The sequence below is a fragment of the Rhodococcus sp. NPDC003322 genome (assembly GCF_053589555.1).
In genome coordinates this window covers 197,230-221,216 of sequence record NZ_JBSFSC010000001.1, presented here as the reverse complement: position 1 = coordinate 221,216, position 23,987 = coordinate 197,230, and the positions used below count along the sequence as shown (strand labels likewise).

The window sequence follows — 23,987 nt, the reverse complement described above, 5'->3', positions numbered from 1 at the left end:
CGAGATCGCTTCGTGGTGTGGGCCCCTGGAGGCGCCCGGTCTAGGACATGTCGCCCACGGTGGAGACGAGGTTGCCCTGCATGAACTCGTGGTAGGCGGGCAGGTCGAGCATGCCGTGCCCGGACAGGCCGATCACCAGCACCTCCGGCTCCGTCAGCTTCTTCGCGTACTCGGCGCAGGCCGCGATCGCGTGGGAGGACTCGGGCGCGGGCACGATGCCCTCGGCCCTGGCGAACTGCACGCCCGCCGCGAACGACTCGGTCTGGTCGACTGCCTGGCCGGTGACGTAACCGAGCTCGACGGTGTGGCTGAGCAGCGGCGCCATGCCGTGGTAGCGCAGGCCGCCGGCGTGGATCGGGTCCGGCACGAAGTCCTGGCCGAGGGTGTGCATCTTCAGCAGCGGCGTCAGGCCGGCGACGTCGCCGTGGTCGTACCGGTACTCGCCCTTGGTGATCGACGGGCACGCCGCCGGCTCCACGGCCATGACCCGGGTCTTCGCCCGGCCGTGCAGCACCTCGCGGATGAACGGGAACGCCAGGCCGGCCAGGTTGGAACCGCCACCGGCGCAACCGAACACGACGTCGGCGTTCTCCTCGCCTGCGGCGCGCAGCTGCTCGACCGCTTCGAGCCCGATGACCGTCTGGTGCAGCACCACGTGGTTGAGGACGCTGCCGAGGGCGTACCGCGCGTTCGGGTCGCCGGCGGCCACCTCCACGGCCTCGGAGACCGCGATGCCCAGGCTGCCGGGGGTGTCGGGGTGCTCGGCGAGGATCTTGCGGCCGGACTCGGTCAGCGTGGACGGGCTGGCGTGCACGGTGCCGCCGTAGGTCTCCATCAGGAATCGGCGGTACGGCTTCGAGTCGTACGACGCGCGGACCTGCCACACCTCGAGGTCGATGCCGAACTTCGCGCACGCGAACGACAGCGCGGAGCCCCACTGGCCGGCGCCGGTCTCGGTGGTGATCTTGGTGACGCCGTCCTGCGCGTTGTAGTACGCCTGCGCGACCGCGGTGTTGGTCTTGTGGCTGCCGACCGGGCTGACGCCCTCGTACTTGACGTAGATGCGGGCCGGGGTGCCCAGTGCCTTCTCGAACTCGCGCGCCCGGATCAGCGGCGCAGGCCTCCACGTCTTGTAGACCTCGCGGATCGGTTCGGGGATCTCGATGTACTGCTCGGTGGACGCTTCCTGCGCGATCAGCCCGGACGCGAACAGCGACTCCAGGTCGGCGGGGGTGACCGGCTCCTTCGTTCCCGGGTGCAGATGCGGTGGCGGCGGCACCGGCAGGTCGGCGGCGATGTTGTACCAGTGGGTGGGGATCGGCGTCGGCTCGGACACGGGCGCTCCTGGTGTCGAAAGGCGGTTTCTGCCCCGCATTGTGCCCGCGTTGGTGATCAGGGTTACGCCGGGTGGGCGACTGCGGGTCGGCGACGGGGTGGGTGAGACGGTAAACTCCTGGTGAAATGAGTGACACCGAGCAGAACCCCGAGCCGGAAAACGACAGCACCACATTTGCCGACCTCGGCATCGACGATCGGGTGCTGCGGGCACTGACCGACGTCGGGTACGAGTCGCCCTCGCCGATCCAGGCCGCGACCATCCCGCCTCTGATGGCCGGCAGCGACGTGGTCGGTCTCGCCCAGACCGGCACCGGCAAGACCGCGGCCTTCGCGGTGCCGATCCTCTCCCGCATCGACCCCGAGCAGAAGCGTCCGCAGGCGCTGGTGCTGGCGCCGACCCGCGAGCTCGCGCTGCAGGTGGCCGAGGCCTTCGGCAAGTACTCCGCGCACATCCCCGGACTGCACGTGCTGCCGATCTACGGCGGCCAGTCCTACGGGGTGCAGCTGTCCGGGCTGCGGCGCGGCGCACAGATCATCGTGGGCACGCCCGGTCGCGTCATCGACCACCTGGAGAAGGGCACCCTCGACCTCTCGCACCTGGACTACCTGGTGCTCGACGAGGCCGACGAGATGCTCAAGATGGGCTTCCAGGAGGACGTCGAGAAGATCCTCTCGGAGACCCCCGAGTACAAGCAGGTCGCGCTGTTCTCGGCGACCATGCCGACGGCGATCCGCAAGATCTCCAAGCAGTACCTGCACGATCCGGTCGAGATCACCGTCAAGGGCAAGACCTCGACGGCCACGAACATCACCCAGCGCTGGGTGCAGGTTGCGCATCAGCGCAAGCTCGACGCGCTCACCCGCATTCTCGAGGTCGAGTCGTTCGAGGCGATGATCATCTTCGTCCGCACCAAGCAGGCCACCGAGGATCTCGCGGAACGCCTTCGGGCACGGGGTTTCTCGGCCGCCGCGATCAACGGCGACATCGTGCAGGCCCAGCGCGAGCGGACCATCGGTCAGCTCAAGTCCGGTGCCCTCGACATCCTTGTCGCGACCGACGTCGCCGCGCGCGGACTGGACGTGGAACGCATCTCACACGTCGTCAACTACGACATCCCGCACGACACCGAGTCGTATGTGCACCGCATCGGCCGCACCGGCCGGGCCGGTCGCTCCGGCGACGCGCTGCTGTTCGTCGCGCCGCGCGAGCGGCACCTGCTCAAGGCGATCGAGCGCGCGACCCGGCAGCCGCTGACCGAGATCCAGTTGCCGACCGTCGAGGACGTCAACGCGCAGCGCGTCTCGAAGTTCGGTGACTCGATCACCGAGTCGTTGAGCTCCGACAACATCGCCCTGTTCCGGCGGCTGATCGAGGACTACGAACGCGAGCACGACGTGCCGCTCGCCGACATCGCCGCCGCTCTCGCCGTGCAGTCCCGCGACGGCGAGGCGTTCCTGATGGCGCCCGAGCCGCCGGCACCGCCGCGCAAGGAGCGCGAACCGCGCGAGCGGCCGCCGCGCCGCTTCGACGAAGGCCCGAAGGTCGGGCGTAACGGGCAGGAGATGGCCACCTACCGGATCGCCGTCGGCAAGCGTCACCGGGTGGTCCCGGGCGCGATCGTCGGCGCCATCGCCAACGAGGGCGGCCTGCGCCGCAGCGACTTCGGGCACATCAGCATCCGCCCGGACCACAGCCTCGTCGAGTTGCCCGCGGACCTGGCGAACGAGACCCTCGAAGCGCTGCGTGCGACCCGGATCTCCGGTGTCCTGATCCAGCTCACCCCCGACCAGGGCCCGCCCGGGCAACGCCCGCAGGAGCGGGGCCGGCGGAGCGACCAGGGCGGTCAGCGCGACGGCAAGTCCGGCAAGGGCAAGTTCGACAAGAAGCCCAAGCGCGACCGGTACTGACGGTCTCGCCGTCGCCTGCACGCCTACACGGGTGCGGGCGAGGCGAGGGCGGACACCTCGGCCCGGCCCAGCGCCGCGCCCTGTCGCGATCCGGACTCGAGTGCCGCCGGGGACAGCCCGGCGCGCACCTCGGCGTCGTACCCGGCGAGGTCGATCGGGTCCATCGCCGCGGGGCGGTAGCCGATCGCCGCACCGTGTCGGTCGACGGCGCCGGTGAGGACCGCCGCCGTGTGGTGGTCCCCACGGCGGAAGGCCGCGTACGCCGACGTCGCCAGTCCGACCAGCCACGAGGTGACGTCCGCGTTGTCGTCACACACCCGGATCATCCGGGTCAGCTTCTCCTCGGCGGGTCCACCCCAACGGCCCTGGGCGAGATCGACTTTCGCGCCGATCCACAGTGAGGACGCCTCGCACCAGCCGTACCCGCACCGCTGCGCCGTGGCGGCCGCCTCCTCCAGGTGTGCCGCCGCGGACTCGAGATCGCCGGCCCGGAAATCCGCCGTCCCCAAACACATCAACGCCTCGGCGGTGGTGAACAGCCGCTCGGCGCGGGTACCGAAGTCGAGCGATGCCCGGGCGTGGGTGCGGGCCTGTTCGATCAGTCCGGATCCCGCCTCGAAGAACGCGAGTGTGGTTTCGGCGTCTGCGCGGCTGACGGGATCGGTGACCTCGGCGGCCAGTTCGGCGAGCAGCCCGAACGCCGTGAACAGTCCCGGAAGGTCGCCGGCGAGGTAGTGGATGACGGTCGCCCCGGCCACCGCCCTGGCCCGTACCGGCAGTGACCCCGACGCCGCGATCCCCGGCGCCACGGCGGGGGACAGCCAGCTGATCGCCTCGGCGACGTGGCCCCCTCGGTACCAGTACCAGTACACGCCCCCCGCGATCCGCAGGTACGTGTCGAGGTCGCCGGTGTTCGCCTCCAGTGCGGCCCGGACATTCGGGATCTCGAGGTCGAGGCGGCGCATCCAGCGCGAGCTGTCCGACCCGCGCAGACCGAGGAACGCGTCCTCGGCGAGATCGCAGATCCACCGGGTGTGGCTGCGCCGCAGCCGTGCGGTCAGGTCCGGCTCGCGCACTCGCGCGGCGTACCCGCGCATCGTCTCAAGCATGCGGTAGCGGCGCGGGTCGCCGCCGACGACGGACACCAGCGACTTGTCCACCAGCGACCCGAGATCGGCGAGCAGTCCCGCTTGGTCGACGACGGCACGCGCGGAGTCGAGGTCGAATCCGCCTTCGAACACCCCGAGGGACTGGAACAGCCGCTGCTCGGATTCGGTGAGTGTCTGGTACGACCATTCGACCGCGGCGAGCATCGTGGTGTGCCGGGCGTTGGTCCGCGGTCCGCCGCGCAGCAGTGCGAACCGGTCGTCGACGTGATCGATCAGTTGTCGGACCGACAGCGTCCGGCACTGCGCAGCGGCGAGTTCGATTGCCAGCGGCATCCCGTCGAGCTCGGAGCACAGCCGGAGCAGCAGTTCGCGTTCCTCGGGATCGGGGTGGAACTCGCCGAGCTGCCCGGCCGCCCGTTCGATGAACAGCTGTACCCCCTCCAGGTCGGACATCGGGGGAACCTCGTAGACGTATTCACCTGCGGCGGAGAGTGCTTCGCGGCTGGTGGCGAGGACCCGCACAGAAGGACAACGGGTCAGGATCGCGGTCACGACCTCGGCGACCGAGTCGACGACCTGCTCGCAGTTGTCGAGAACCAGCAGTAGTTCTCGCCCACGGAGCACGTCGGCGATTCCGTCGACGCCGCCCGAGACGGTCAGCCCCAGTGCGGTTGCCAGGGCGTCGGCGACCTGACCGCCGTCCCTGGCGCCGGCCAACTCCACGAGCCACGGTCCGTCGACGTCGGTGCGGGCACGTGCGGCCTCGAGCGCGAGCCGGGTCTTGCCCATGCCGCCGGCACCGGTGAGGGTGACGAGGCGGTGCGTTCGGAGCAACGCCCCGAGGTCGGTCAGCGGATCGCTCCGACCCACCAACGGTGTCAGTGCGAGGGGAATGTTGCGCGCGAACGGATCCGGTGCGGTGGCGGGCTCCGCTGCGGCCTCGGCCACCTCCGGTGTGGCGGGCGCCGAGTCCGGGACGCTCGGTGTCAACGCGTCGTCGTGTGCGAGGATCGCTGCCTGCAGCGCCAGCAGGCTCGGCCGGGGATCGGTGCCGAGTTCGGCGGCGAGGATTTCGCGGGCCCGGCGCAGCGCGTCGAGGGCGTCGCTCGGTCGGCCGGCCAGATAGTGTGCCCGCGCCGACAACTCCCACGCGCGTTCGCGGAGCGGGTGCAGTCGGGTGAATGCGTCGAGTCGCGCGGCGGCCGTCCCGTGTTCGCCGAGTGCGAGCGCGGCCTCCATTCGATCCTCGACGACGTCGAGGCGCAGGGCGTCGAGGCGACGGGCCTCGACCGCCACCGACTCCGACTCGGTGACGTCCGCGTAGGCGTCGCCACGCCAGTGATCCAGTGCGGCGTCGAGGGTGTCGGCCGCCGCGGCGGCGTCACCGGCGGCGAGGAGTCGGGCACCCGCCTCGGCGAGGACGGTGAACTGCTGCCAGTCGGTGGCGTCGGGTTCGAGGGCGTAGCCGTTGCCGGTCCGGGTCAGCACTCGGGAGCGGGCGCCGGGCCGGTGCGGATCGAGGATCTTGCGTATCCGTGCCACATAGCCCTGCAGGGTCAGTTTCGCGGTGCGGGGCGGAGTGTCACCCCACAGGTCGTCGATCAGCGCGTCGTCGGACACGCTCTCCCCGGCCGCGACGGCCAGACGCGCGAGCAGCGCCCGCGGCACCGGGCCGCCCACCGACACATCCGAATCGCCGACAAGCACCTGGACCGGCCCGAGAACCTGCAGGTAGACGGACGTCGGTGGGGGCGTGGGCGCGGTCGGTCCAGGCATGACCCTCAGCATAAGCGGGCCGGCCTACCAGTGATTTGCCAGCGTGGTGCAAGTCGAGCGCAGCCGGGCGCAGGTCGTCTCCAACCGGGTCCGGGCACCGTTTCCGGTGTCGGACGGTCCGACACGAAAGTGACGAGGAGTCATGAACATGCGCAACACCACCATCACCGAGATCCCCGCGGCCGGCGCCGAGCTGAACGAGGCGCAGCTGGCCTCCGTCGCGGGCGGCATGCGCGACCGCGGGCGCTCCAGCAAGGTGATCGACGTCGTGGACGGCTGGACGGGAACCGACGCCGACTTCTGATCGGTTCGCGGAAGCAGCGGGGCGTCGCCGATCCGGCGACGCCCCGCGCTCGATGACATCACTGCCACAGGAGGGATCCATGACCCCAGCGCATGTGCTGGTGCTGACCCAGCCGGGTGACACCCACGCGGCCGCCGTCGTCCGTCACCTGCACGCCGCCGGTGCGGAGGTGACCGTGTTCGACCCCGCCGAGTTCCCCGCGGCGGCAACGCTGTCGCTGGCGGTGACGTCGACGGGGCGGGTGCGCCGGACGCTCACCCGGGGCCCGGACCGTGTCGATCTCGACGCGGTGGACGCGGTGTGGTTCCGCAGGCCGGGCGATCCCGTGGCACACGGGGAGACAACGGACCCGGCGATCAAGGAGTATGTCGAGCAGGAGTGTGAGGTGTTCGCGGCGGCACTGTGGGACGACCTCGATGCGCTCGCCGTGCCGGGGACCCGTGCCGACATCCGTTCCGCCGGACGCAAACAGACCCAACTGCGCCTCGCCGGCCGGCTCGGCTTCGAGCTTCCGCCGACCCTCGTCACCACCGATCCGGACGCGTTTCTCGACTTCTGGGACGCGCACGAGGGCCGCGTGATCACCAAGCCCCTGCAACGGTCCTGGCTGGTGCGCGGCGACGAGAGCTACGCGCGGATGGCGGAGCCGGCGACCACGACCGACGTTGCCGCCGCCGACGCGGTTCGCCTGTGTCCGATGATTGTTCAGGCATACGTCCCGAAGCGGGTCGAGCTGCGCGTGACGGTGGTCGGAACCGAGGTGTTCGCCGCCGAGATCCACAGTCAGGACGCCAACCACACCCGGCTGGACTGGCGGTGCTACGACCCGTCGACGACCCGGTACGGGGTGCACACCCTGCCCGATGACATCCGCAGACGCTGCGTGCTGCTCGTCGCCGAACTCGGATTGCGTTACGGCGCAATCGACCTGATCCTCACACCCGCCGGACACTACGTGTTCCTCGAGATCAATCCCTCCGGACAGTGGCTGTGGATCGAGGACGCCACCGGACTGCCCATCTGCGCCTCGATTGCGGATCTGCTGCGATCAGGCGCCGACAGCGATCTGCCACGACGACACATCGGAGCCCTGCCGTGACCGCACCGACCCCGTCCCTGCTCGATTCCGCGCTGACCGTGCTCCGCTCTCTCGGCCCGGACGATGCGGACCGGCGCGCGGACCGCGCGCTGGACCCTCTGCGCGCCGAGCACCCGCGGAGCCGGATGCGGCTGCTCCGGCACCGCGAGGCCGTCGACGAGTCCGTCGGCTACGGGCTGCTGATCACCGAGCCCGGGGTGGGCACGACCTCCTTGTCCTGGACCCCGGCCACCGCGGTGCCCTGGTCGCTGCGCGGTGCGCAGCGCACCGCCGAGTCGATGCTGCTGCGGGTCAACGGCGAACCACTCGCGATCGAGGAGGCCATGGCGTACCTGGACGTGATGTGGGAGCGGACGGAGCTGCTGGACCGGTTGATCACGGTGTGCCTGGTGCGGCAGGAACTGGCGGAGAATCCGATCCGGCCGGGCGCGGCGGAGTTGCAGCACGCGATGGACGCGTTCCGGAGGGCGCGCGGTCTGTTGACGGTGCCGGACACCGAGGAGTGGATGCGGGAGCGGGCCCTCGGTCACGAGGCGTTCGAGGAACTGGTCGCCCAGGAGACCGCGATCGCCGAACTCAAGCGGCGCATCCTCGCCGAGCGTGGCCCGGATCCCGCCGTCCTCGACCGCCTCCGGGGGGTCAGGGTGCGGTTCGTGGAGCGCGGCGACGCGGATGCCTTCGTGACCCTGGTGCGCACGCGCGTGGATGCGGACGGCGCGGATGCGGCCGGGGTGTTCGCGGCGGCGGCCGCCGCCTTCGCCGGGGCGGCGACGGTGCGTGGAGCCGAGTTCGTTGAGGTTGCGGCGGCCGATCTGGGCCACGCCGCACCGGGAACCGTCCTCGGGCCGGTCGAATCCGAATCGGGCTGGGAGGTGACGCAGGTGCTCGCGGCGTTCCCGGCGGCTCCGGGGCCGGAGACGGATCGGCTGCTCGCCGACGCCGCGTTCGACGGCTGGATCTCCGAGCGACGGCGGGACGCGCGAATCGAGTGGTTCTGGGGTGCGGCGGACAAGACCCCCACCGCGGGTGTGGCGGCCCCGCGGTGACCGTGCCGGTGGTCACCCAGGACGGGCTCGCGGACTGCGGAGCCGCCTGCCTGGCGATGATCCTCGGTCACTTCGGGCATCGGTGTGGCGCAGCGGAGGTCGCCGACGAGGTGGGTGCCGGCCGGGACGGCCTCACCGCGCTCGCGCTGGTCCAGGCGGCCCGGGGGTACGGGCTCGAGGCACGGGGACTGGGTGTCCCGGCCGAGGGGGTGCTGAGTGGGCAGGTGCGTCTGCCTGCCGTGGCGCACTGGGGTGGAAACCATTTCGTCGTCGTCGAGTCGGTCGGCCCACGTGGGGTGCGCGTGGTCGATCCCGCGGCCGGCCGCCGACGGCTCGCCGGTGCCGACTTCGCTGCGGGCTACTCGGGGGTCGTACTCGAATTCGGCAGGGGAACAGTCGAACAGCGACCTCGACCTCCGCGAGGTCCGGGCCGCGCGCTGGTCGCGGGGATGCTGCGCCGCGGTCGAGGGCTCCTCGTCGGTGTGGTGCTCGCGTCGATCGTCGTGCAGGCCGTCGGGATGGCATTGCCGGTGGCCTCGGGGGTCCTGGTCGACCGGGTGATCCCCGACCGGGACCGGGCGCTGTGGTGGGCGGTGACGGCGGTGGTCGGGGCCGCCGTCGCCGCCCACCTGGTGACGGGCCTCGTGCGCAGTGCACTGCTGGTGCGGCTGCGCACCGACGTGGACCGGGATCTGACCACGGCCGTGGTCGAGCGGCTGATGCGGCTGCCGTTCGGCTACTTCACCAGGCGGGGGACCGGTGACGTGGTTCAGCGCATCGCGTCCGGGGCGGCGCTGCGCGAACTGCTCACCGGTTCGGTGCTGGCCGCGTTGCTGGACGCGCCGCTCGCCGTCGGGTATCTCGTGGTGCTGCTGTGGTGGTCCCCGCCGATGGCGGCCGGACTGGCCGTGTTCGCGCTCGCGCAGGTCGCGTTGTTGGCCGCCACGGCCGGCCGGGTGTCGACGGCGGGTCACCGGGAACTCGCCTCCGCCGCCGCGGCCGAGGGGTTGCTCATCGAGGCGGTCGGTGGGATCGAGTCGGTGAAGGCATCAGGCGCCGAGCGGGCCGTGACCGCGCGGTGGGCCCGACTGTTCGAGACTGCGGTGACCGATGCCGCGGCGAGCGCGGGCCTGCAGGGCCGGCTGGACGCGGCACTGCAGACGATCCGGATCGCCGCCCCTACCGTCCTGGTCGCGGTTGGCGCGGTACAGGTGATGAACGGTGGCCGTTCACTCGGAGAAATGATCGCGCTCAACGGGATCGCGGTCGCGGCCCTCGTGCCGATCGGCTCGCTGGTCGGCACCCTGCAGCGGCTGCAGGTGGCCGGGGCACACCTGCGGCGGCTCGGCGACGTGCTCGGGTCCCGGGAGGAACAGCAGGATGTCCCGGTGACGCCCGCGCCCGCGTTGAGCGGGGCGATCAGCGTGCGGGGGCTCGGATTCCGGTACGACCCACGGTCTTCCTGGGTCGTGCGTGGCCTGGACCTCGACATACCGGCTGGTGCCACGGTCGCGCTGGTCGGGCGCTCCGGGTCCGGGAAGAGCACCGTCGCGCGGCTGCTGCTCGGACTGGTCCCGCCGACCGAGGGCACCATCCGTTTCGACGGGATCGACGCAGCCACACTCGAGGTGCGCTCGCTGCGCTCGCAGTTCGGTGTCGTCACCCAGGACTGTCCGCTGCTGAGCGGCAGCATCGCCGACAACGTCGCCCTGTGCCGGCCGGGGGCGAGCCACGACGAGATCGCGGCCGCCGCGAGGCTCGCCTGCCTCGACACCGAGGTCGAGGCCATGCCGATGGGATACGACACCATGCTGCGGGACGGCGGGGGTCTGTCCGGTGGGCAGCGGCAGCGCCTCGCCATCGCCCGCGCGGTGCTGCCCCGGCCGCGGGTACTGCTGCTGGACGAGGCGACGAGCGCCCTCGATTCGATGACCGAGGCCGCAGTCACGGCGAACCTGGGCGGGCAGCGTCAGACCCGCATCGTGATCGCCCATCGGCTCAGCACGATCCGAGACGCGGATCTGATCGTCGTGCTCGACGGCGGGCGGATCGCGGAACTGGGTCGGCACGAGGACCTGCTCGATGCCGGGGGAGCCTATGCCGACCTCGTCCGCGGCCAGGCGGGGGCCGCGGTCCGGTCCTGATTGCGGAGTCATCCCCTGTAGGTGCTCGATGACGGGCGCGAGGGTACGCAGGTAGGGCTCGTGGACCGTGAAGTGGGTGAATCCGAAGCGGATCCGGGGCGGGTGGCGATCAGGTCACGGGATCACTTCGTAGACCTCGCCGACCGGCCGCGCGAGCAGGCGATCCGTCATCTCCTGCTTGAGCACGGTCAGGTGCGCATCCTCCTCGGCGGTGCGGTCGGGCTTGGCGCCGAGCGCGATGAACTCGTCGGTGACCAGTCCGTCGTCGCGCAACTGCAGGGTGACGGTGCGGTCACCGTGGGTGAACTCCCACACGTACCGCGCCAGCGTGGTGCCACGCTCGGGCTTCGCGAGGTCGGGGTCGACCACGAAGCGATCACCGGTGACGGCGCGCAACGCCATCTCGATCGCGTCGCGGCCCCCCGGACCGGGAAACGCGGTGCGGACGGTCACCTCCCGGCGCTCCACGTCGCCGAGCAGGGAAACGGCGTGCAGCATCGCGCAGTAGGCGTGCGCGACACCACCCGGGAATCCGGTGCCGTGGTACTTCATCAGGTCGGCAAAGGACAGTTCGACGGGGGTTCCCGCCTCGTACACGGTCAGCATCCGAGCTTCTCTCTCATCTTCTCGTCGCACGTCATTTCCTGGTGGCCCAGTGCAGCGACGAGTACAGCAATTGCGTTGCGCCGGGCCTGAACCCGGAGCCGTGGTGGTAGACGGGGTCCATCGTCGTGACGAGCAGCCGGCCGGGCGTGCTCGCTTCGTCGACGTACAGGATCGACCCGTCCCGGTCGCCGTCGACGGTATGCAGGTCCACCAGGCTGACCGCGCCCGCCGGCGGTTCGAGAACCCCGTGGTAGTGCCAGATCACCGAGCGATCCGAGAAGAACTGCCAGGCCGGGTGATCCGGATTCAGCTTGTGCAGCCGATGGTCCTCGCCGGTGCGCCACCACCAGAAGATGGTGGGGCGCGACTGTTCGCATGCTCCGTCGAGCCAGTCGCCGACGTGGTTCTCGCCGAAGACGATCACCGTCGCACCGCGATCGAGGCAGGCCGCGATCGCACCGGACCAGGCAGCGAGCAGATCCGGGCGAAGGCGGTCGGCGACGACGAGTACGTCCACATCCGCAACGGATTCGGGGTGATCGGTGCGGACGTGGACGGGCCGGATCCGGTACGGCGCGAGCGCGGGGTCGGCGAGGGTGGCGAGATGGGAGTGGCTGCCGCCGTGCAGCATCGCGATGGTCACAGGCCCTCCAGCCAGTCCAGGATCTGTGTCCGCAGCGCCGCGGTACCGCGGTGGGCGCCGGCGAACTGCAGCAGGTCGTTGCCTCCGTGCACCAGTACCCGTCCGGCGCCGAGGGGATAGTCGTAGTCGATCGGGGCGGCGGTCCGCCCGATCGTGTGGACCACTCGTGCGTCCTCGGGCAGGCCGAGGTAGCAGCCGCGACCGTAGAAGCCGGCGACCCCGATCCGCTCGAGTTCGTCGAACGGCACCGGGCCGGGTGTTCCCGTGTTGTACAGCAACGACTTCGGATCGATTCCCTCCCACACCGGGTGCGCGCTCACCCGGGTGAGTGTGAGGTCGGCGGGGGAACGGAAGTCCAGCTTGCGCCAGCGCGTGAGCCCGTCGAGGAAGACCCGCTGGACGTGCCCGTTGACGAGAACCCGACCGCCTCCGGTGACGAACGCGGTGAGCAGATCCCGGTGCTCGGCGAGAAACTCCTGGTCCACGTCGCCGGTGAGGTAGACCCCACCGATCTCGTCCGAGAGTGCGTCGGGAAGGTCGTAGACGTCGGCCTCCCGGAAGCCGTCGACGATGTTCCCCTCAGTCGGGGCCATCACCGCCTTGAGTGCCGTCATGCCACTCCCTTCCCGAAGTCCGGAACCGTCAACCGTCTCGTCGCACTGGGTGTGTCGACGTCGGCGGTGACGATGGGGACGCCGTACATCTCGCTGAGCAGATCTCCGGTGAGCAGTTCGCGGGTGGCGCCGACACGTTGATCGTCGCCCGACACCATCAGCATGGACCGTTCCGCGATGTGCAGGGCGTGATCCGGATGGTGGGTGGTCATCACCACGGACATCCCCTCGTCGGCCAGGGTCCGCAGCACCGTCAGGACCCGGGCCTGGTTACGCAGGTCCAGGGCGGACGCGGGCTCGTCGAGGACGATGGTGTCGCACTCGGACACCAGTGCTCGCGCGATGAGGACGAGTTGCCGCTCACCACCGCTGAGGCCGGTGTAGTCCCGGCCCGCCAGGTGCTGCGCGCCGACCCGGACCAGTGCCTGCTCGGCGGCCTGCCGGTCGGCGGCGGTCGGTGCGCTGTAGATCCGCACCTTGCGTGCCCGTCCCATCAGCACGATGTCCAGGACGCTGAACGAGAACACGACCGAGTGACTCTGGGGCACGTAGCCCACCGGGCCGGTGATCACGACCTCGCCGGACACCGGCTCGTGCAGTCCGGCGAGGCACTTGAGCATGGTGGTCTTGCCGCGCGCGTTCGGTCCGAGCACCGCGAGCACCTCGCCGGCCCGGACCGAGACGGACACGTCGCGGAAGATCCACGGCCGTCGCGGCGAGTAGCGGAACGAGATCGAGCGGGCGTCAAGCATCGGAACCCCACAGTCTGGAGCGGTTCTTGATCAGCAGGCCGACGAAGAAGGGTGCGCCGATGATGGCGGTGAGAATGCCGATCGGGATCTCCGCGGTGGTCAGGGTGCGTGCGAGAGTGTCGATCACGGTGAGATAGATGGCGCCGAGCAGGGCGCTGATGGGCAGCACCCGGCGGTTGTCGGTGCCGACCATCATGCGCACCAGGTGCGGCACCACCAGGCCGACCCAGCCCACCACGCCGGCCACCGCGACCGATCCTGCGGTGATCAGGGCGACGCAGCCGAGCAACAGCGCGCGCAGGCGCTGCGGCCTCAACCCCATTGCGGTGGCGTCCTCGTCGCCCATGGACAGGATGTTCAGACGCCACCGCAGTGCGAGGACGACCACGCCGGCGGACACGATGGGCACCGCCGCGATCGCCACCTTCCCGTAGGTCGCGGTCGCGAGCGATCCCATCAGCCAGAAGACGATCGACGGCAGCTCGCTGTACGGGTCGGCGATGTAGGTGACGAACGAGACCATCGCCTGGAACATCGCGCCGACGACGGTGCCGCCGAGGATGATCATCAGCAGGGGTGCGCCGGGCACGGCCCGCGCGATCGCGAGCACCAGGACCAACGCGACGACGCCGCCGACGAACGCCCCGCCCACCAGTGCCGCGCCCCCGAGGCCCGCGAGCAGGACCAGTACACCGCCGAACGACGCCCCGGAGGACACACCGAGCACCTGCGCGCTGGCGAGGGGATTGCGGAACACCGCCTGCATCACCGCGCCGGTGAGGGCGAGACCCGCGCCGATGACGATCGAGAGCAGTACCCGGGGCATTCGGACGTCGAGGACGACCGTGCGCTCCTGGTCGTACCAGGTCTGGTCGATCGGAAAGACCTGCCCGAGAAGCAGTCTGAGGATCTCGTTCGGAGGCACGGTGTACCGGCCGACCGCCAGTGCGCCGATCGCGACCACCAGCAGCACCACGCCGAACGCGAGGACCAGCAGCGTGTTCGAGCCGCGCAGGCGGCGCCGCGGGGGCGCCGCCTGCGCGGTGATGTCAACGGCGGAACTGGTCATAGCTCGCGGCGTCACTGTTCAGGTCGAAGCGCAACACCTTGTCGATCTCGTCCTCGGAGATCTCGTAGGCGAACAGGTCGTCGAAGGCGGCCCGCATGTCCTCGCGCAGTTCACCGGTCCGCGCGCCGGGGTAGAGCACCTGGTGCATCCAGTTCCACATCAGCGGGGACTCGGCGCTCGGCACCTGCCAGCGGTAGCCCCCGAGCGGGGTCTTGTAGACACGCTTGTTCTGGACCGCGCTGACGGTCGCCAGGCGGGGATCGGCGTAGATGTCGGCCGGGGTGCTCTGGTCGAAGCCGCTCAGGAAGATGACCTCGGGATTCCAGGCGAGGATCTGCTCCGGGTTGACCTGGCCCGAGTCGGAGACGAAGCCCTTCGAGACCTGGTCGGCACCCACGAGATCGAACTGGAACCCGTCGTAGCCGGAGTCGGTGGTGGTGCTGAAGGTGTCACCGGTCTTCGACAGGATCATCGCGCGCGGCCGCGCGCCGTCCTGTCCGGCGACCTTCTCCCGCATCTCGCTGATCTCGCTGTGCTGCCAGGCGACGAGTTCCTCGCCGCGTTCGGGCTTGCCCGCGATCTGCGCGAAAAGGGTGATCCAGGACTCGAGGTCCTCCTGGGTGCCGTATTCGAGCCCGACGACGGGGAAGCCCGCGGACTCGATGGGCTTGGTGATGTCGGGGCCGCGGTCGCCCCACTGCACCACGACGTCGGGGTCGAGTTGCAGGAGCGTCTCGACGTTCGGCACGAAGTCGCTGCCCGCGACGACGGCGGAGCTCGTGGAGTTCGGGAACATCGTCGCGAACATTCCGCCCTGGTTCGCCACCAGAGTCGACTGGTTGATGCCGACGATCCGGTCGTAGCTGCGGTCCACCGCCGCGAAGATCGACGGGGCCGGCATCACGGTGAACGCCACCTTGTCGGCGGGCCCGTCGAGCGTGATCGTCTCCCCGCGCTGGTCGACGATCGTCAGCGCCTGGGCGTTGCCGTCCTGCTCGGTGGACTGGGCATCGCGGCTCGAGCAGCCTGCGGTCAGTGCGAGCGCTGCGATCACTCCATCCGCGGCCCATCGCCGAGGCGTGCGCGACCTGCGCTGCTGCCCTGCTGTCGCCGGATTTCGTGTCATCTGCGCTACCGTCCTGCCTGAGAACCGTCCAAAACGGACTTAGGTTAGCTTTGCCTATCTAGCCGGTTCTCGGTGGGGTGCGCGGCGGCGGTCCCGCCGCAGCTCAGCAGGCCGATTGTGCTCCGCGGAGCCGTGAGGCATACGTACGCAGCAGATCCCAGATCTCGCTGTCGCTTTCGTGGAGTCGCCCGGTGCGCCCGATCGCGGTCAGTGCACCGGTGAGCCGACCGTCGGCCGAGCGGACGGGAACCGCGAGCGCGGTCCGGCCGATGCGGCACTCGTCGACCTCGCTCGCGGCGTCGGCCTCGCGGACCCGGCGCAGTTCCGCTTCGACCTCGGCCGGTTCGGTCTTCGTGCAGTCGGTGACCCGGCGCAGCGGACCCGGAGTGATCAGCTCCGGGCGTTGCACCAGCAGCAGTTTGCCGATCGCCGACGCGTGCAGGTGCGTCGTCCAGGTCGACTCACCGGACAGTTCGTGGTCGGGATCGCGGTCGACGAGCCGAACCCGGCCGCCGCGGTAGGAGGCCAGGTAGATGCCGTGCCGAACCTGGTCCCGCAACTCCTCGAGCACCGGGCCCGGGTCGACGTCCGGTTCCGCGGACGTCTCGGCACCGGCCAGTTCGCGGGTGCGCCGGCCGAGGGCGAACCCGGACAGGTCCTCGACCCGTACCAGATAGCCGTCCGCGACCAGGATGTTGAGCAGTCGGTACGCCGTCGCCGGGGGAATTCGGGTCAGTGCCGCCACGTCCCGGGCCGACGCTCCCGAACCGAGCGTCGCGACCGCTTCGAGCAGCGCGAGGGCGCGCTGCACCGCGCGCGGCTCGTGTCCGCCGGGCTCGGTGGCGCGGGCGCTCACCGTCGCACCGCAGTCGGGTGACCGGCCCCGACCAGTGCCATGCTGCCGCGGGCGTTCTCCGCGAACGCCCCGGCCCCTGGGAGCACGTCCGCCGACTCCGGACTGTCGAACACCCCCAGCGCGGCAAGGCTGTTCGGCCGACGGCGCCGCAGGTACCGGTGCCAGGCCGCCGCGAGGACCGGCACCGCGACCGTCGCCGCCAGTGCGCCGAACCGGCCGTCGGCGGCGTGACCGCCCACGATGTATCCCAGCACCGCCACCCCGACCACGGCCGTGACACGGCCTGCCCAGGCGAACGGCGGGGTGAGTTCGCGGATACGGGCGAGGAAGGCGACAGCGGCCACCGCCACCAGGACGTACGCCATCAGGAGCGCGACCCGCAGGCCGACCTTCGCGTCGGTGGGCACACCGCCGAGCGCAGCGAAAACCGGTGCGCCGACGGCGATCGTCGCCACCGCGACCGACAGTGCCGTCCATGGGGTGCGCAGCGCGCGATGTGTGTTGCCGAAAGCCTTCGGTAGCACGCCCTCGACGCCCATCGAGTACAGCAGGCGGGACGCCGCGTTCGACGACGCCATCGCGGACGCCAGCCACGAGCAGCCCATCCCGAGGTGCAGCAGCGCGACGACCAGCGGGCTCGCCCCGGTCGACGTGCCGTGCAGGTACGCGCCGACGAGGGTGTCGGCGTGTCCGCTCCATGCTGCCCAGCCCGCGAACACGAACAGGACCCCGCAGATCGCCGGGGTGGCGAGCACGGTGCGGGTGACGGTCACCATCGGCCGGCGAGCCTCGGGACCGATGAACGTCGCGCTCTCGAAGCCGGCGAGCGCGAACAGGATCGTCAGAACGACCGGGAGCAGCGCGGAGCCGGATGTCGTGGCCGGAATCAGTTCGACCTCGCCGGCCGACCCCGACACCAGCATCAGACCGACGATGAACACCAGCGAGCACACCTCGACCACCAGGATCGCGAGCGCCGCGAACCGTACCCCGCGGACCAGCGTCGTCAGGATCGCCGCCGCGATAACCGCGTACACCGCTGCGACCGCGGGACCGCGGATCTCTATGCCGCACTGGGCGGCAACCGCGACGACGGCCTGCCCGCCGTGATAGAGCGTCAGCGCACCGCTGCCCAGGTACTTCACCGCCATGGCGACACCGGTGGTCAGTGCCGCGCGGGCGCCGAGACCCTGGAACACGAACGAGTAGAGGCCCCCGGACGCGACCATGCGCCGGGTGAACTGTGATGTGCACCAGGCGATCAGCGTGACGAACACGGTGGCGGCCACGATGATCGCGAGACCGGCGAGCGGCGTTCCGTGGGTCAGCAGGGTCACCGGCAGCAACACCATCGACGCGGCCGGCGCCGTCGTCGCGACCGACTGCGCCAGAACCTCGGCGCCGGACAGCTGCCTTCGACCGAGCGCGCGCAGCGGCGAGACCGCGGGACGGTCGGATTCGTCCTGCGCGAACGACCGTGCGATCGCGTCCGCCAGCGCGGGTGTCTCCAGCGCAGTCATGGCACCTCCAGCAGCGGCCGGGGTCGACACCGGCCGCGGCAGACGGTATCCGGGCCGTGTTTCCGCCGCGTTTCCGGTGCGAGTCGGACGCGGTCGAGCCGAATGAGAGAACGCCCTCGCGACCCTCTCACTCGATACTGCGCGAACCGTTGCGCCACCGTAGTCGACGGGAAGCACGGCGATTCCACGATTGCACCCGAACGACGACGCCGCCGAGGCGAGAGTGCGATGGGAGTCATGAAGTGAACGTCACCAGAAGATCTTTCATGCGAGGACTGGGCATGACGGGCGGTGTGGGACTGGCGTACGGCGCCATGTCCACGCTGGGCCTGGCGCCGGCCGCCGCGGCCACCACGACCTCGACCCGGTTCCAGGCGCCCGCGATGGGGGACCTGATCGGCAAGGCTCCCGGCGGGCAGTCCGTCGTCATCCTCGGCGGCGGTCCCGCCGGCCTCTGCGCCGCCTACGAACTCGGCAAGGCCGGCTACAAGGTGACGGTGCTCGAGGCCCGCACCCGCCCCGGTGGCCGCGTGTACTCGGTGCGCGGCGGCACCACCGAGACCGAAATCGGTGGTGAGACACAGACGTGCACCTTCTCGGAGGGACACTTCTACAACCTCGGCGCGACCCGGATCCCGCAGAGCCACATCACCCTCGACTACTGCCGCGAACTCGGGGTGGAGATCCAGGCGTTCGGGAACCAGAACGCCAACACTGTCGTCAACTACGCGAGCGACACCCCGATCTCGGGACAGTCGGTGCAGTATCGGGCGGCCAAGGCCGACACCTTCGGGTACATGTCCGAACTGCTGCACAAGGCGACGTCGATGGGCGCGCTCGACACCGTGCTCACGCCGGATGACAAGGAGGCGTTGTCGTCGTTCCTGAGCGACTTCGGTGACCTGTCCAGCGACGGCCGGTACGTCGGCTCGTCCCGCCGCGGATACTCGTCCGAGCCCGGCGCCGGACTGAACTTCGGTACCGAGACACAGCCATTCGCGATGACGGATGTGATCCGCAGCGGACTGGGCCGCAACTTCAGCTTCGAGTTCGGCTACGACCAGGCCATGATGATGATGACCCCGGTCGGCGGCATGGACCGGATCTACTACGCCTTCCGCGACAGGATCGGTGAGGACAAGATCCACTTCGGAGCCGAGGTCACGGCGATGAAGAACGTCGCCGACGGCGTCACCGTCGCCTACACGCAGGATGGCGCCCAGAAGTCGATCACCGCGGATTACTGCATCTGCACCGTCCCGCCGAACCTGGTGGGCCGCTTCGAGAACAACCTGCCCGGTGAGGTGCTGGCCGCGTTGACCGCGGCCGTGCCGGTCTCGTCCGGCAAGCTGGGCATCGAGTACACCCGGCGCTGGTGGGAGACCGAGGACCGCATCTACGGCGGTGCGTCGAACACCGACAAGGACATCTCGCAGATCATGTTCCCGTACGACCACTACGGCTCCGATCGCGGCGTGGTCGTCGGCTACTACAGCACCGGCAAGCGGCACCTCGGCTTCGAATCCCTCACGCACAAGCAGCGCCTGGAGAAGGCGGTCGCCGAGGGCATGGCCATCCACGGCGACAAGTACGGACGCGACATCGCCTCCTCGTTCTCCGGTAGCTGGCGGCGCATGAAGCACTCCGAGGGCGCGTGGGTGAGCTGGAAGGGGGCCGGCGACTCGCACGGCGGTGCCGCGACCCCCGAGTACGAGTTGCTGCTCAAGCCCGTCGAGCGCATCTACTTCGCGGGTGACCACCTCTCGAACGCGATCGCCTGGCAGCACGGCGCGTTCACCTCGGCCCGCGACGTCGTCACCGCGCTACACCAGCGTGTCGCCGCGGCCTGACCCGAAACAGACTATTCAGCAGGAGGATTCATGAACCGCACCACTCGCGCCGGCGCGCTCGTCGCCGCCCTCGCCGCGACCGCCCTCACCTTGACGGCCTGCTCGTCGGAGGGCGAATCCGCCACGCCGGCGGAGCCGACCCCGGCGGCGAAGCCGGTCCTCGAGCCGGGACAGGCGAATCCCATGATCGCGCAGGGCGTCACGATCAGCTCCGGCGCAACCGTCTACAAGTCCAGCGGTCTCGGGCCGTCCGCTGCGAACAAGGCCGCGCCCGAGGGCAGCCCGGAGTCGTACATCGACTCGCAGTTCAGCGGCGGCGTGCTGCCGCCGGGGGTGACGGTCACCGAGGCGCAGGGCATCAACGTGCTCAAGAAGATTCGCGAGAACCTCGAGGCGCAGGGACTGACGCTCGCCGACGTGACGACGATGCGGGTGTTCCTCGACAACGCACCGGGAACGGACCGCGCCGACTACGCAGGCTGGAACCGGGCCTACCGTCAGTTCTTTGCGAACACGAACCTCGACACCGGGGACACCGAGCTCGTGCCGCTCGGCAGCGCGGAGCCCGCCGCGCCGCTCGAACGCAACGAGGCCCGGCCCAGCCGCTTCGCGCTCGAGGTGGGCAGTCTGCCCGTGGCCGGATGGCTGGTGGAGGTCGAGGTGGACGCGGTGTACCCGACCGACTCGGCGGCCGGCTGATGGGCGCGATGAGCCCGGCGCACTGGGCGATCGTGGCGGTGGTGCTGCTGGTGCTTTTCGGGTCCAAGAAGCTGCCGGAGGCGGCCCGCGGGCTGGGCCGCTCGATGCGGATCCTCAAGACGGAGGTCTCGGAGATGCACGCCGACGAGGCGAGCCCGACGGTGCAGGCCGAGCCGAGGGTGCCGGCCGAGCTCGAACCGACCGTGGTGGCCGAGTCGAAGGCGATGGCCGCACCCCGGGTCTGACGAAGGGCGGAGGGAGCGCCGGCTCAGCGCGAGTTGAGCCGGCGCTCTCCGTGCGCGTCCCGGACGGCGTCGACGAACGCGGACTTGCGCGCGTTGTAGCGGGCGCGGAAGTCGTCGCAGTCGTGGACGCCGTCCATCGTGGACTCGGTGACGAACCGGAAGTAGTCGGTCGCGGCGTCGACGACCGGGGCGGGCGCGAGCAGGCGCAGCTCGTTGACCATGCCGTCGAGGTCGACGATGGATCGGGCGAGGGCGCGCAGCTTCGGGTCGTCGGACTCGAGGGCGAGTTCGAGGTCGGCGTCGGCGAGCACGTCGCCGTCGACGTCGACGATGCTGTTGTGCGCGGTGTCGCCTGCGCCGAGGAACCTGATGTAGACCGCCCGGACCTGCGGGTCGGCGGGCGCGGCCGGGGTGGGAGCGGGGGTGTGCCGTCCGCGGCGCACCGCGAAGACGCCGAGCAGCACACCGACGATCAACGACACCGGTACCGCCCACCACGGCGCGGCCTGGGAGCTGAGGGTATCGAGCAGCGAATTCACTTGCCGACCCTAACAATTGGGGTGTCGAATTCCGGTAGCGACATGTTTGCGCGCACCCATGTGCAACTGGTGGGTTGCGCCACGTGCCGAGAAGTGCAACCATTGGGTTGCAATGTTCGAGTGAACCCTCACGGCAGGAGCCACGACATGACGAACACACAGGCAGCCGTCGTCGACGGCGATCGATACACCGTCAGTCGCACCATCGTCGTCAACGCACCCCGCGCCGCGGTCTGGCGTGCGCTGACCGATCCCGAACACATCGCGAAATGGTTCGGTCAGACCGCGCGGATCGACGCGCTCGAGGTCGGGGCCAAGGGGGGCTTCGGCTGGACCGAGCACGGTGAGTTCCCGTTGGTGATCACCGAGGTTGACGAGCCGGCGCACTTCGCCTATCGCTGGGACATGCAGCCCGGCGAGTTCGACTTCGCCCGCGCCACCGAGGCCCGCTTCACCCTCGTCGAGGACGGCGATGCCACGGTGCTCACCGTCGTGGAGAGCGGCTTCGACCGGATCAGCGACGACGAGGAGGTCCGGCGCGGTCAGCTCGAGGACAACCGGCAGGGCTGGGACGGCGAACTCGACGAGCTCGCCGCCTACCTGGAAGCGGCGTCGGTGTGACGGTCGATCAGTCACCCACGGCGGTGTTCGCGGTGCTCGCCGACGACACCCGCTGGAGCGTCCTCGAACTGCTCGGGCGCTCCGATCTGTCGGCGTCCGCGCTGGCGGATCGGCTGCCGGTGAGCAGGCAGGCCATCGCGAAGCATCTCGCAGCACTCGAGGCGGCCGGGTTGGTCGAGCGGGTCCCGGTCGGGCGTGAGGTCCGCTACCGCGCGCTCGGGTCGGTGCTCAGCGCGGTCGGCCGCCGCCTCGAGGAGATCGGCGCGCAGTGGGACGCCCGCCTGGCGGAGATCAAACGCATCGCCGAGAACCTGTAGGCGCTACGCACATGTGCGCACTTGTGGTGGCTCCAACCACCACAAGTGCGCACAGGCGCCGAACGCGCCTACAGCGCCTCGCGCAGGTACGCGAGGTCGTCGGCGAGACCGTCCGCGGGGGTTTCGAGGATCACCGGCGCCTGCGCGGTGCGCACCACCTCGGCGAGCACCGCCGGGTCGATGGTGCCGTCGGCCAGGTTCGCGTGCCGGTCCCGGGCGGAATTGAACTCGTCGCGGGAGTTGTTCAGATGCACCAGGTCGATGCGACCGGTGATCGCCTTGACCCGTTCGACGACGCCGACCAGGTCCTCGCCGCCGGCCCACGCGTGGCAGGTGTCGAGGCAGAAGCCCGCACCGAACTCGCCGACCTCGTCCCACAGCCGGGCGATGTCGTCGAAGTGCCGGGCCATCGCCGCGTCCCCGCCTGCGGTGTTCTCGATCAGGATCGGCAACGGGAATCCGCCCTTGTCCGCCTCGCGTTCGAACAGCTTGCGCCAGTTGGCGAACCCCTCGGCCTGGTCCTCGCCGTCGCGCACGTGACCGCCGTGCACGACGAGTCCGATCGCGCCGAGATCCGCGGCCGCCTTCGCCTGCTCGGCGACGGCCTTGCGGGACGGGATCCGGATCCGGTTGTTCAGTGACGCCACGTTGATGACGTACGACGAGTGCACGACCACGTCGATCGGGCTCTGCCGGATCTGGTCGGCCCGGGGGTGCTCGGTCAGCTTGTTCCACTTCTGCGGGTCGGTGAGGAACAGCTGCACGACCTCGGCGCCGAGAGCCTCACCGGCTCCGATCGGGTCGTCGTCCTGGCGTACGTGGGCTCCGATGCGCATGAGGCCAGCGTACTGGCCGACGCGCGGCGCGGATCGGGTCCGAGTGCAACCCTGGGGTCGAGATCAGGGTGGTCCCTGATGGCGGCGGGCGCCCTCGACGGTCAGGATGGACGGGTCGGACCGGCCGGTCCGACTTCACCGGATCCGCAGGAAAGGCAGTCATGAGCGCGCACGCCGCACCAGACCCCACATCCGAGACCGTCGCCGCCCGGGCAGTGAACCTGACCAAGACGTACGGTTCGGGGGAGACAGCGGTCACCGCACTCGGTGGTACAACGGCCGACTCCGCGAGCAGGGGCGTCGACGTCGAATTCGCGCGGGGGGAGTTCACCGCGATCATGGGGCCGTCGGGGTCCGGGAAGAGCACCCTGATGCACTGCCTGGCCGGCCTGGACTCGGCCACCTCCGGGTCGGTGCTGATCGGTGACACCGACCTCACCGGGCTGTCCGACAAGGGCATGACGGCGCTGCGCCGCGACCGCATCGGGTTCGTGTTCCAAGCGTTCAACCTGGTGCCGACGCTGACGGCGTTGGAGAACATCACGCTGCCCCTCGACATCGCCGGCCGCAAGGCCGACCAGCAGTGGCTGGACTCGGTCCTCACCCGGCTCGGGCTCACCGATCGTCTCGACCACCGGCCCAGCGAGCTGTCCGGTGGCCAGCAGCAGCGGGTGGCGTGTGCGCGGGCGCTCGCCGGGCAACCGGAGATCATCTTCGGTGACGAGCCGACCGGCAACCTCGACTCGCACTCGTCGGGCGAGGTGCTCTCGATCCTGCGCGCCGCGGTCGACGAGTTCCGGCAGACCGTCGTCATCGTGACCCACGACCCGCGCGCCGCGAGCTACGCGGACCGGGTGGTGTTCCTCGCCGACGGGCAGATCGTCGACGAGCTGCGTGAGCCGACCGCCGACACCGTCCTCGACCGGATGAAGGGCCTCGACGCCCGCGTGAGCGTGCGGGGCTGACCGTG

At 70.2% G+C, this 23,987-nt stretch carries 23 protein-coding genes; 11 read left to right on the top strand and 12 right to left on the bottom strand.

What is annotated here, in order from left to right; genetic code table 11:
• Window positions 1-40 precede the first annotated feature (40 nt).
• On the bottom strand, window positions 41-1,336 hold the full coding sequence (locus ACWDUM_RS01065; protein ID WP_450117197.1) for a TrpB-like pyridoxal phosphate-dependent enzyme: 1,296 nt from the start codon (window positions 1,334-1,336) through the stop codon (window positions 41-43).
• 125 nt (window positions 1,337-1,461) lie between these two features.
• Between ACWDUM_RS01065 and ACWDUM_RS01060 the strand changes: the two genes are divergently transcribed.
• The gene (locus tag ACWDUM_RS01060; protein ID WP_450132556.1) at window positions 1,462-3,246 is read left to right on the top strand and encodes a DEAD/DEAH box helicase; all 1,785 of its coding nucleotides are present in this window, start codon (window positions 1,462-1,464) and stop codon (window positions 3,244-3,246) included.
• 23 nt (window positions 3,247-3,269) lie between these two features.
• On the opposite strand, the gene ACWDUM_RS01055 is transcribed toward ACWDUM_RS01060, so the two are convergent.
• Complete coding sequence (locus tag ACWDUM_RS01055) at window positions 3,270-6,131, bottom strand: AfsR/SARP family transcriptional regulator (protein ID WP_450132555.1); 2,862 nt, start codon at window positions 6,129-6,131, stop codon at window positions 3,270-3,272.
• 148 nt (window positions 6,132-6,279) lie between these two features.
• On the opposite strand from ACWDUM_RS01055, the gene ACWDUM_RS01050 reads away from it, so the two are divergent.
• The 4 genes from ACWDUM_RS01050 to ACWDUM_RS01035 all read left to right on the top strand — a co-directional run bounded on the left by ACWDUM_RS01050 (window position 6,280) and on the right by ACWDUM_RS01035 (window position 10,724).
• The gene (locus tag ACWDUM_RS01050) at window positions 6,280-6,435 is read left to right on the top strand and encodes a putative ATP-grasp target RiPP (RefSeq protein WP_345344306.1); all 156 of its coding nucleotides are present in this window, start codon (window positions 6,280-6,282) and stop codon (window positions 6,433-6,435) included.
• Window positions 6,436-6,514: 79 nt separating this feature from the next.
• Entirely contained in the window at window positions 6,515-7,534 is a 1,020-nt protein-coding gene (locus tag ACWDUM_RS01045) for an MvdC/MvdD family ATP grasp protein (RefSeq protein WP_450132554.1), read from the top strand.
• Window positions 7,531-8,580: a TIGR04500 family putative peptide maturation system protein gene (locus tag ACWDUM_RS01040; RefSeq protein WP_450132553.1), complete on the top strand. Its 1,050-nt coding sequence runs from the start codon at window positions 7,531-7,533 to the stop codon at window positions 8,578-8,580. Before ACWDUM_RS01045 ends, ACWDUM_RS01040 begins: the two co-directional genes overlap by 4 nt.
• Window positions 8,577-10,724 (top strand): peptidase domain-containing ABC transporter, encoded by a 2,148-nt coding sequence (locus tag ACWDUM_RS01035; protein WP_450132552.1) that lies wholly within the window; start codon window positions 8,577-8,579, stop codon window positions 10,722-10,724. Before ACWDUM_RS01040 ends, ACWDUM_RS01035 begins: the two co-directional genes overlap by 4 nt.
• A gap of 114 nt (window positions 10,725-10,838) precedes the next feature.
• On the opposite strand, the gene ACWDUM_RS01030 is transcribed toward ACWDUM_RS01035, so the two are convergent.
• The 8 genes from ACWDUM_RS01030 to ACWDUM_RS00995 all read right to left on the bottom strand — a co-directional run bounded on the left by ACWDUM_RS01030 (window position 10,839) and on the right by ACWDUM_RS00995 (window position 17,910).
• Window positions 10,839-11,330, bottom strand: a complete 492-nt coding sequence (locus ACWDUM_RS01030; protein ID WP_450117172.1) for a hypothetical protein — start codon at window positions 11,328-11,330, stop codon at window positions 10,839-10,841.
• 31 nt (window positions 11,331-11,361) lie between these two features.
• A complete protein-coding gene (locus tag ACWDUM_RS01025; protein ID WP_450132551.1) occupies window positions 11,362-11,973 on the bottom strand; it encodes a hypothetical protein in 612 nt (203 codons plus the stop codon).
• On the bottom strand, window positions 11,970-12,587 hold the full coding sequence (locus ACWDUM_RS01020) for a hypothetical protein (protein WP_450132550.1): 618 nt from the start codon (window positions 12,585-12,587) through the stop codon (window positions 11,970-11,972). The genes ACWDUM_RS01025 and ACWDUM_RS01020 overlap by 4 nt, the downstream gene beginning before the upstream one ends.
• Window positions 12,584-13,339 (bottom strand): ABC transporter ATP-binding protein, encoded by a 756-nt coding sequence (locus ACWDUM_RS01015; protein ID WP_450117169.1) that lies wholly within the window; start codon window positions 13,337-13,339, stop codon window positions 12,584-12,586. The genes ACWDUM_RS01020 and ACWDUM_RS01015 overlap by 4 nt, the downstream gene beginning before the upstream one ends.
• Entirely contained in the window at window positions 13,332-14,408 is a 1,077-nt protein-coding gene (locus tag ACWDUM_RS01010) for a FecCD family ABC transporter permease (protein ID WP_450132549.1), read from the bottom strand. The genes ACWDUM_RS01015 and ACWDUM_RS01010 overlap by 8 nt, the downstream gene beginning before the upstream one ends.
• Window positions 14,389-15,534 carry an ABC transporter substrate-binding protein gene (locus tag ACWDUM_RS01005; protein ID WP_450132548.1) on the bottom strand — a complete coding sequence of 382 codons (1,146 nt, stop codon included), beginning with the start codon at window positions 15,532-15,534 and terminating at the stop codon, window positions 14,389-14,391. Before ACWDUM_RS01005 ends, ACWDUM_RS01010 begins: the two co-directional genes overlap by 20 nt.
• A 103-nt stretch (window positions 15,535-15,637) precedes the next feature.
• Entirely contained in the window at window positions 15,638-16,390 is a 753-nt protein-coding gene (locus tag ACWDUM_RS01000; protein WP_450132547.1) for an IclR family transcriptional regulator, read from the bottom strand.
• Window positions 16,387-17,910 (bottom strand): APC family permease, encoded by a 1,524-nt coding sequence (locus ACWDUM_RS00995; RefSeq protein ID WP_450132546.1) that lies wholly within the window; start codon window positions 17,908-17,910, stop codon window positions 16,387-16,389. Before ACWDUM_RS00995 ends, ACWDUM_RS01000 begins: the two co-directional genes overlap by 4 nt.
• 266 nt (window positions 17,911-18,176) lie before the next feature.
• Here ACWDUM_RS00995 and ACWDUM_RS00990 point away from each other — a divergent pair, with 266 nt between their 5' ends.
• The 3 genes from ACWDUM_RS00990 to tatA are packed head-to-tail and all read left to right on the top strand — an operon-like array spanning window position 18,177 to window position 20,704.
• Window positions 18,177-19,760 carry a flavin monoamine oxidase family protein gene (locus ACWDUM_RS00990; protein ID WP_450132545.1) on the top strand — a complete coding sequence of 528 codons (1,584 nt, stop codon included), beginning with the start codon at window positions 18,177-18,179 and terminating at the stop codon, window positions 19,758-19,760.
• 30 nt (window positions 19,761-19,790) lie between these two features.
• Entirely contained in the window at window positions 19,791-20,459 is a 669-nt protein-coding gene (locus ACWDUM_RS00985; protein ID WP_450132544.1) for a Rid family hydrolase, read from the top strand.
• A complete protein-coding gene (gene tatA / locus ACWDUM_RS00980; protein ID WP_450132543.1) occupies window positions 20,459-20,704 on the top strand; it encodes a Sec-independent protein translocase subunit TatA in 246 nt (81 codons plus the stop codon). Before ACWDUM_RS00985 ends, tatA begins: the two co-directional genes overlap by 1 nt.
• Before the next feature lie 23 nt (window positions 20,705-20,727).
• On the opposite strand, the gene ACWDUM_RS00975 is transcribed toward tatA, so the two are convergent.
• Window positions 20,728-21,243 (bottom strand): hypothetical protein, encoded by a 516-nt coding sequence (locus ACWDUM_RS00975; RefSeq protein ID WP_450117161.1) that lies wholly within the window; start codon window positions 21,241-21,243, stop codon window positions 20,728-20,730.
• Between the two features lie 147 nt (window positions 21,244-21,390).
• Between ACWDUM_RS00975 and ACWDUM_RS00970 the strand changes: the two genes are divergently transcribed.
• Complete coding sequence (locus ACWDUM_RS00970; protein ID WP_450132542.1) at window positions 21,391-21,864, top strand: SRPBCC domain-containing protein; 474 nt, start codon at window positions 21,391-21,393, stop codon at window positions 21,862-21,864.
• Complete coding sequence (locus ACWDUM_RS00965; RefSeq protein WP_450117159.1) at window positions 21,861-22,181, top strand: ArsR/SmtB family transcription factor; 321 nt, start codon at window positions 21,861-21,863, stop codon at window positions 22,179-22,181. The genes ACWDUM_RS00970 and ACWDUM_RS00965 overlap by 4 nt, the downstream gene beginning before the upstream one ends.
• A 68-nt stretch (window positions 22,182-22,249) precedes the next feature.
• Here the strand turns inward: ACWDUM_RS00965 and ACWDUM_RS00960 are convergent, their stop codons facing one another.
• Entirely contained in the window at window positions 22,250-23,017 is a 768-nt protein-coding gene (locus ACWDUM_RS00960; RefSeq protein WP_450132541.1) for a deoxyribonuclease IV, read from the bottom strand.
• A 161-nt stretch (window positions 23,018-23,178) separates the two neighbouring features.
• Between ACWDUM_RS00960 and ACWDUM_RS00955 the strand changes: the two genes are divergently transcribed.
• Window positions 23,179-23,982 (top strand): ABC transporter ATP-binding protein, encoded by an 804-nt coding sequence (locus tag ACWDUM_RS00955; RefSeq protein ID WP_450132540.1) that lies wholly within the window; start codon window positions 23,179-23,181, stop codon window positions 23,980-23,982.
• Window positions 23,983-23,987: the final 5 nt, after the last annotated feature.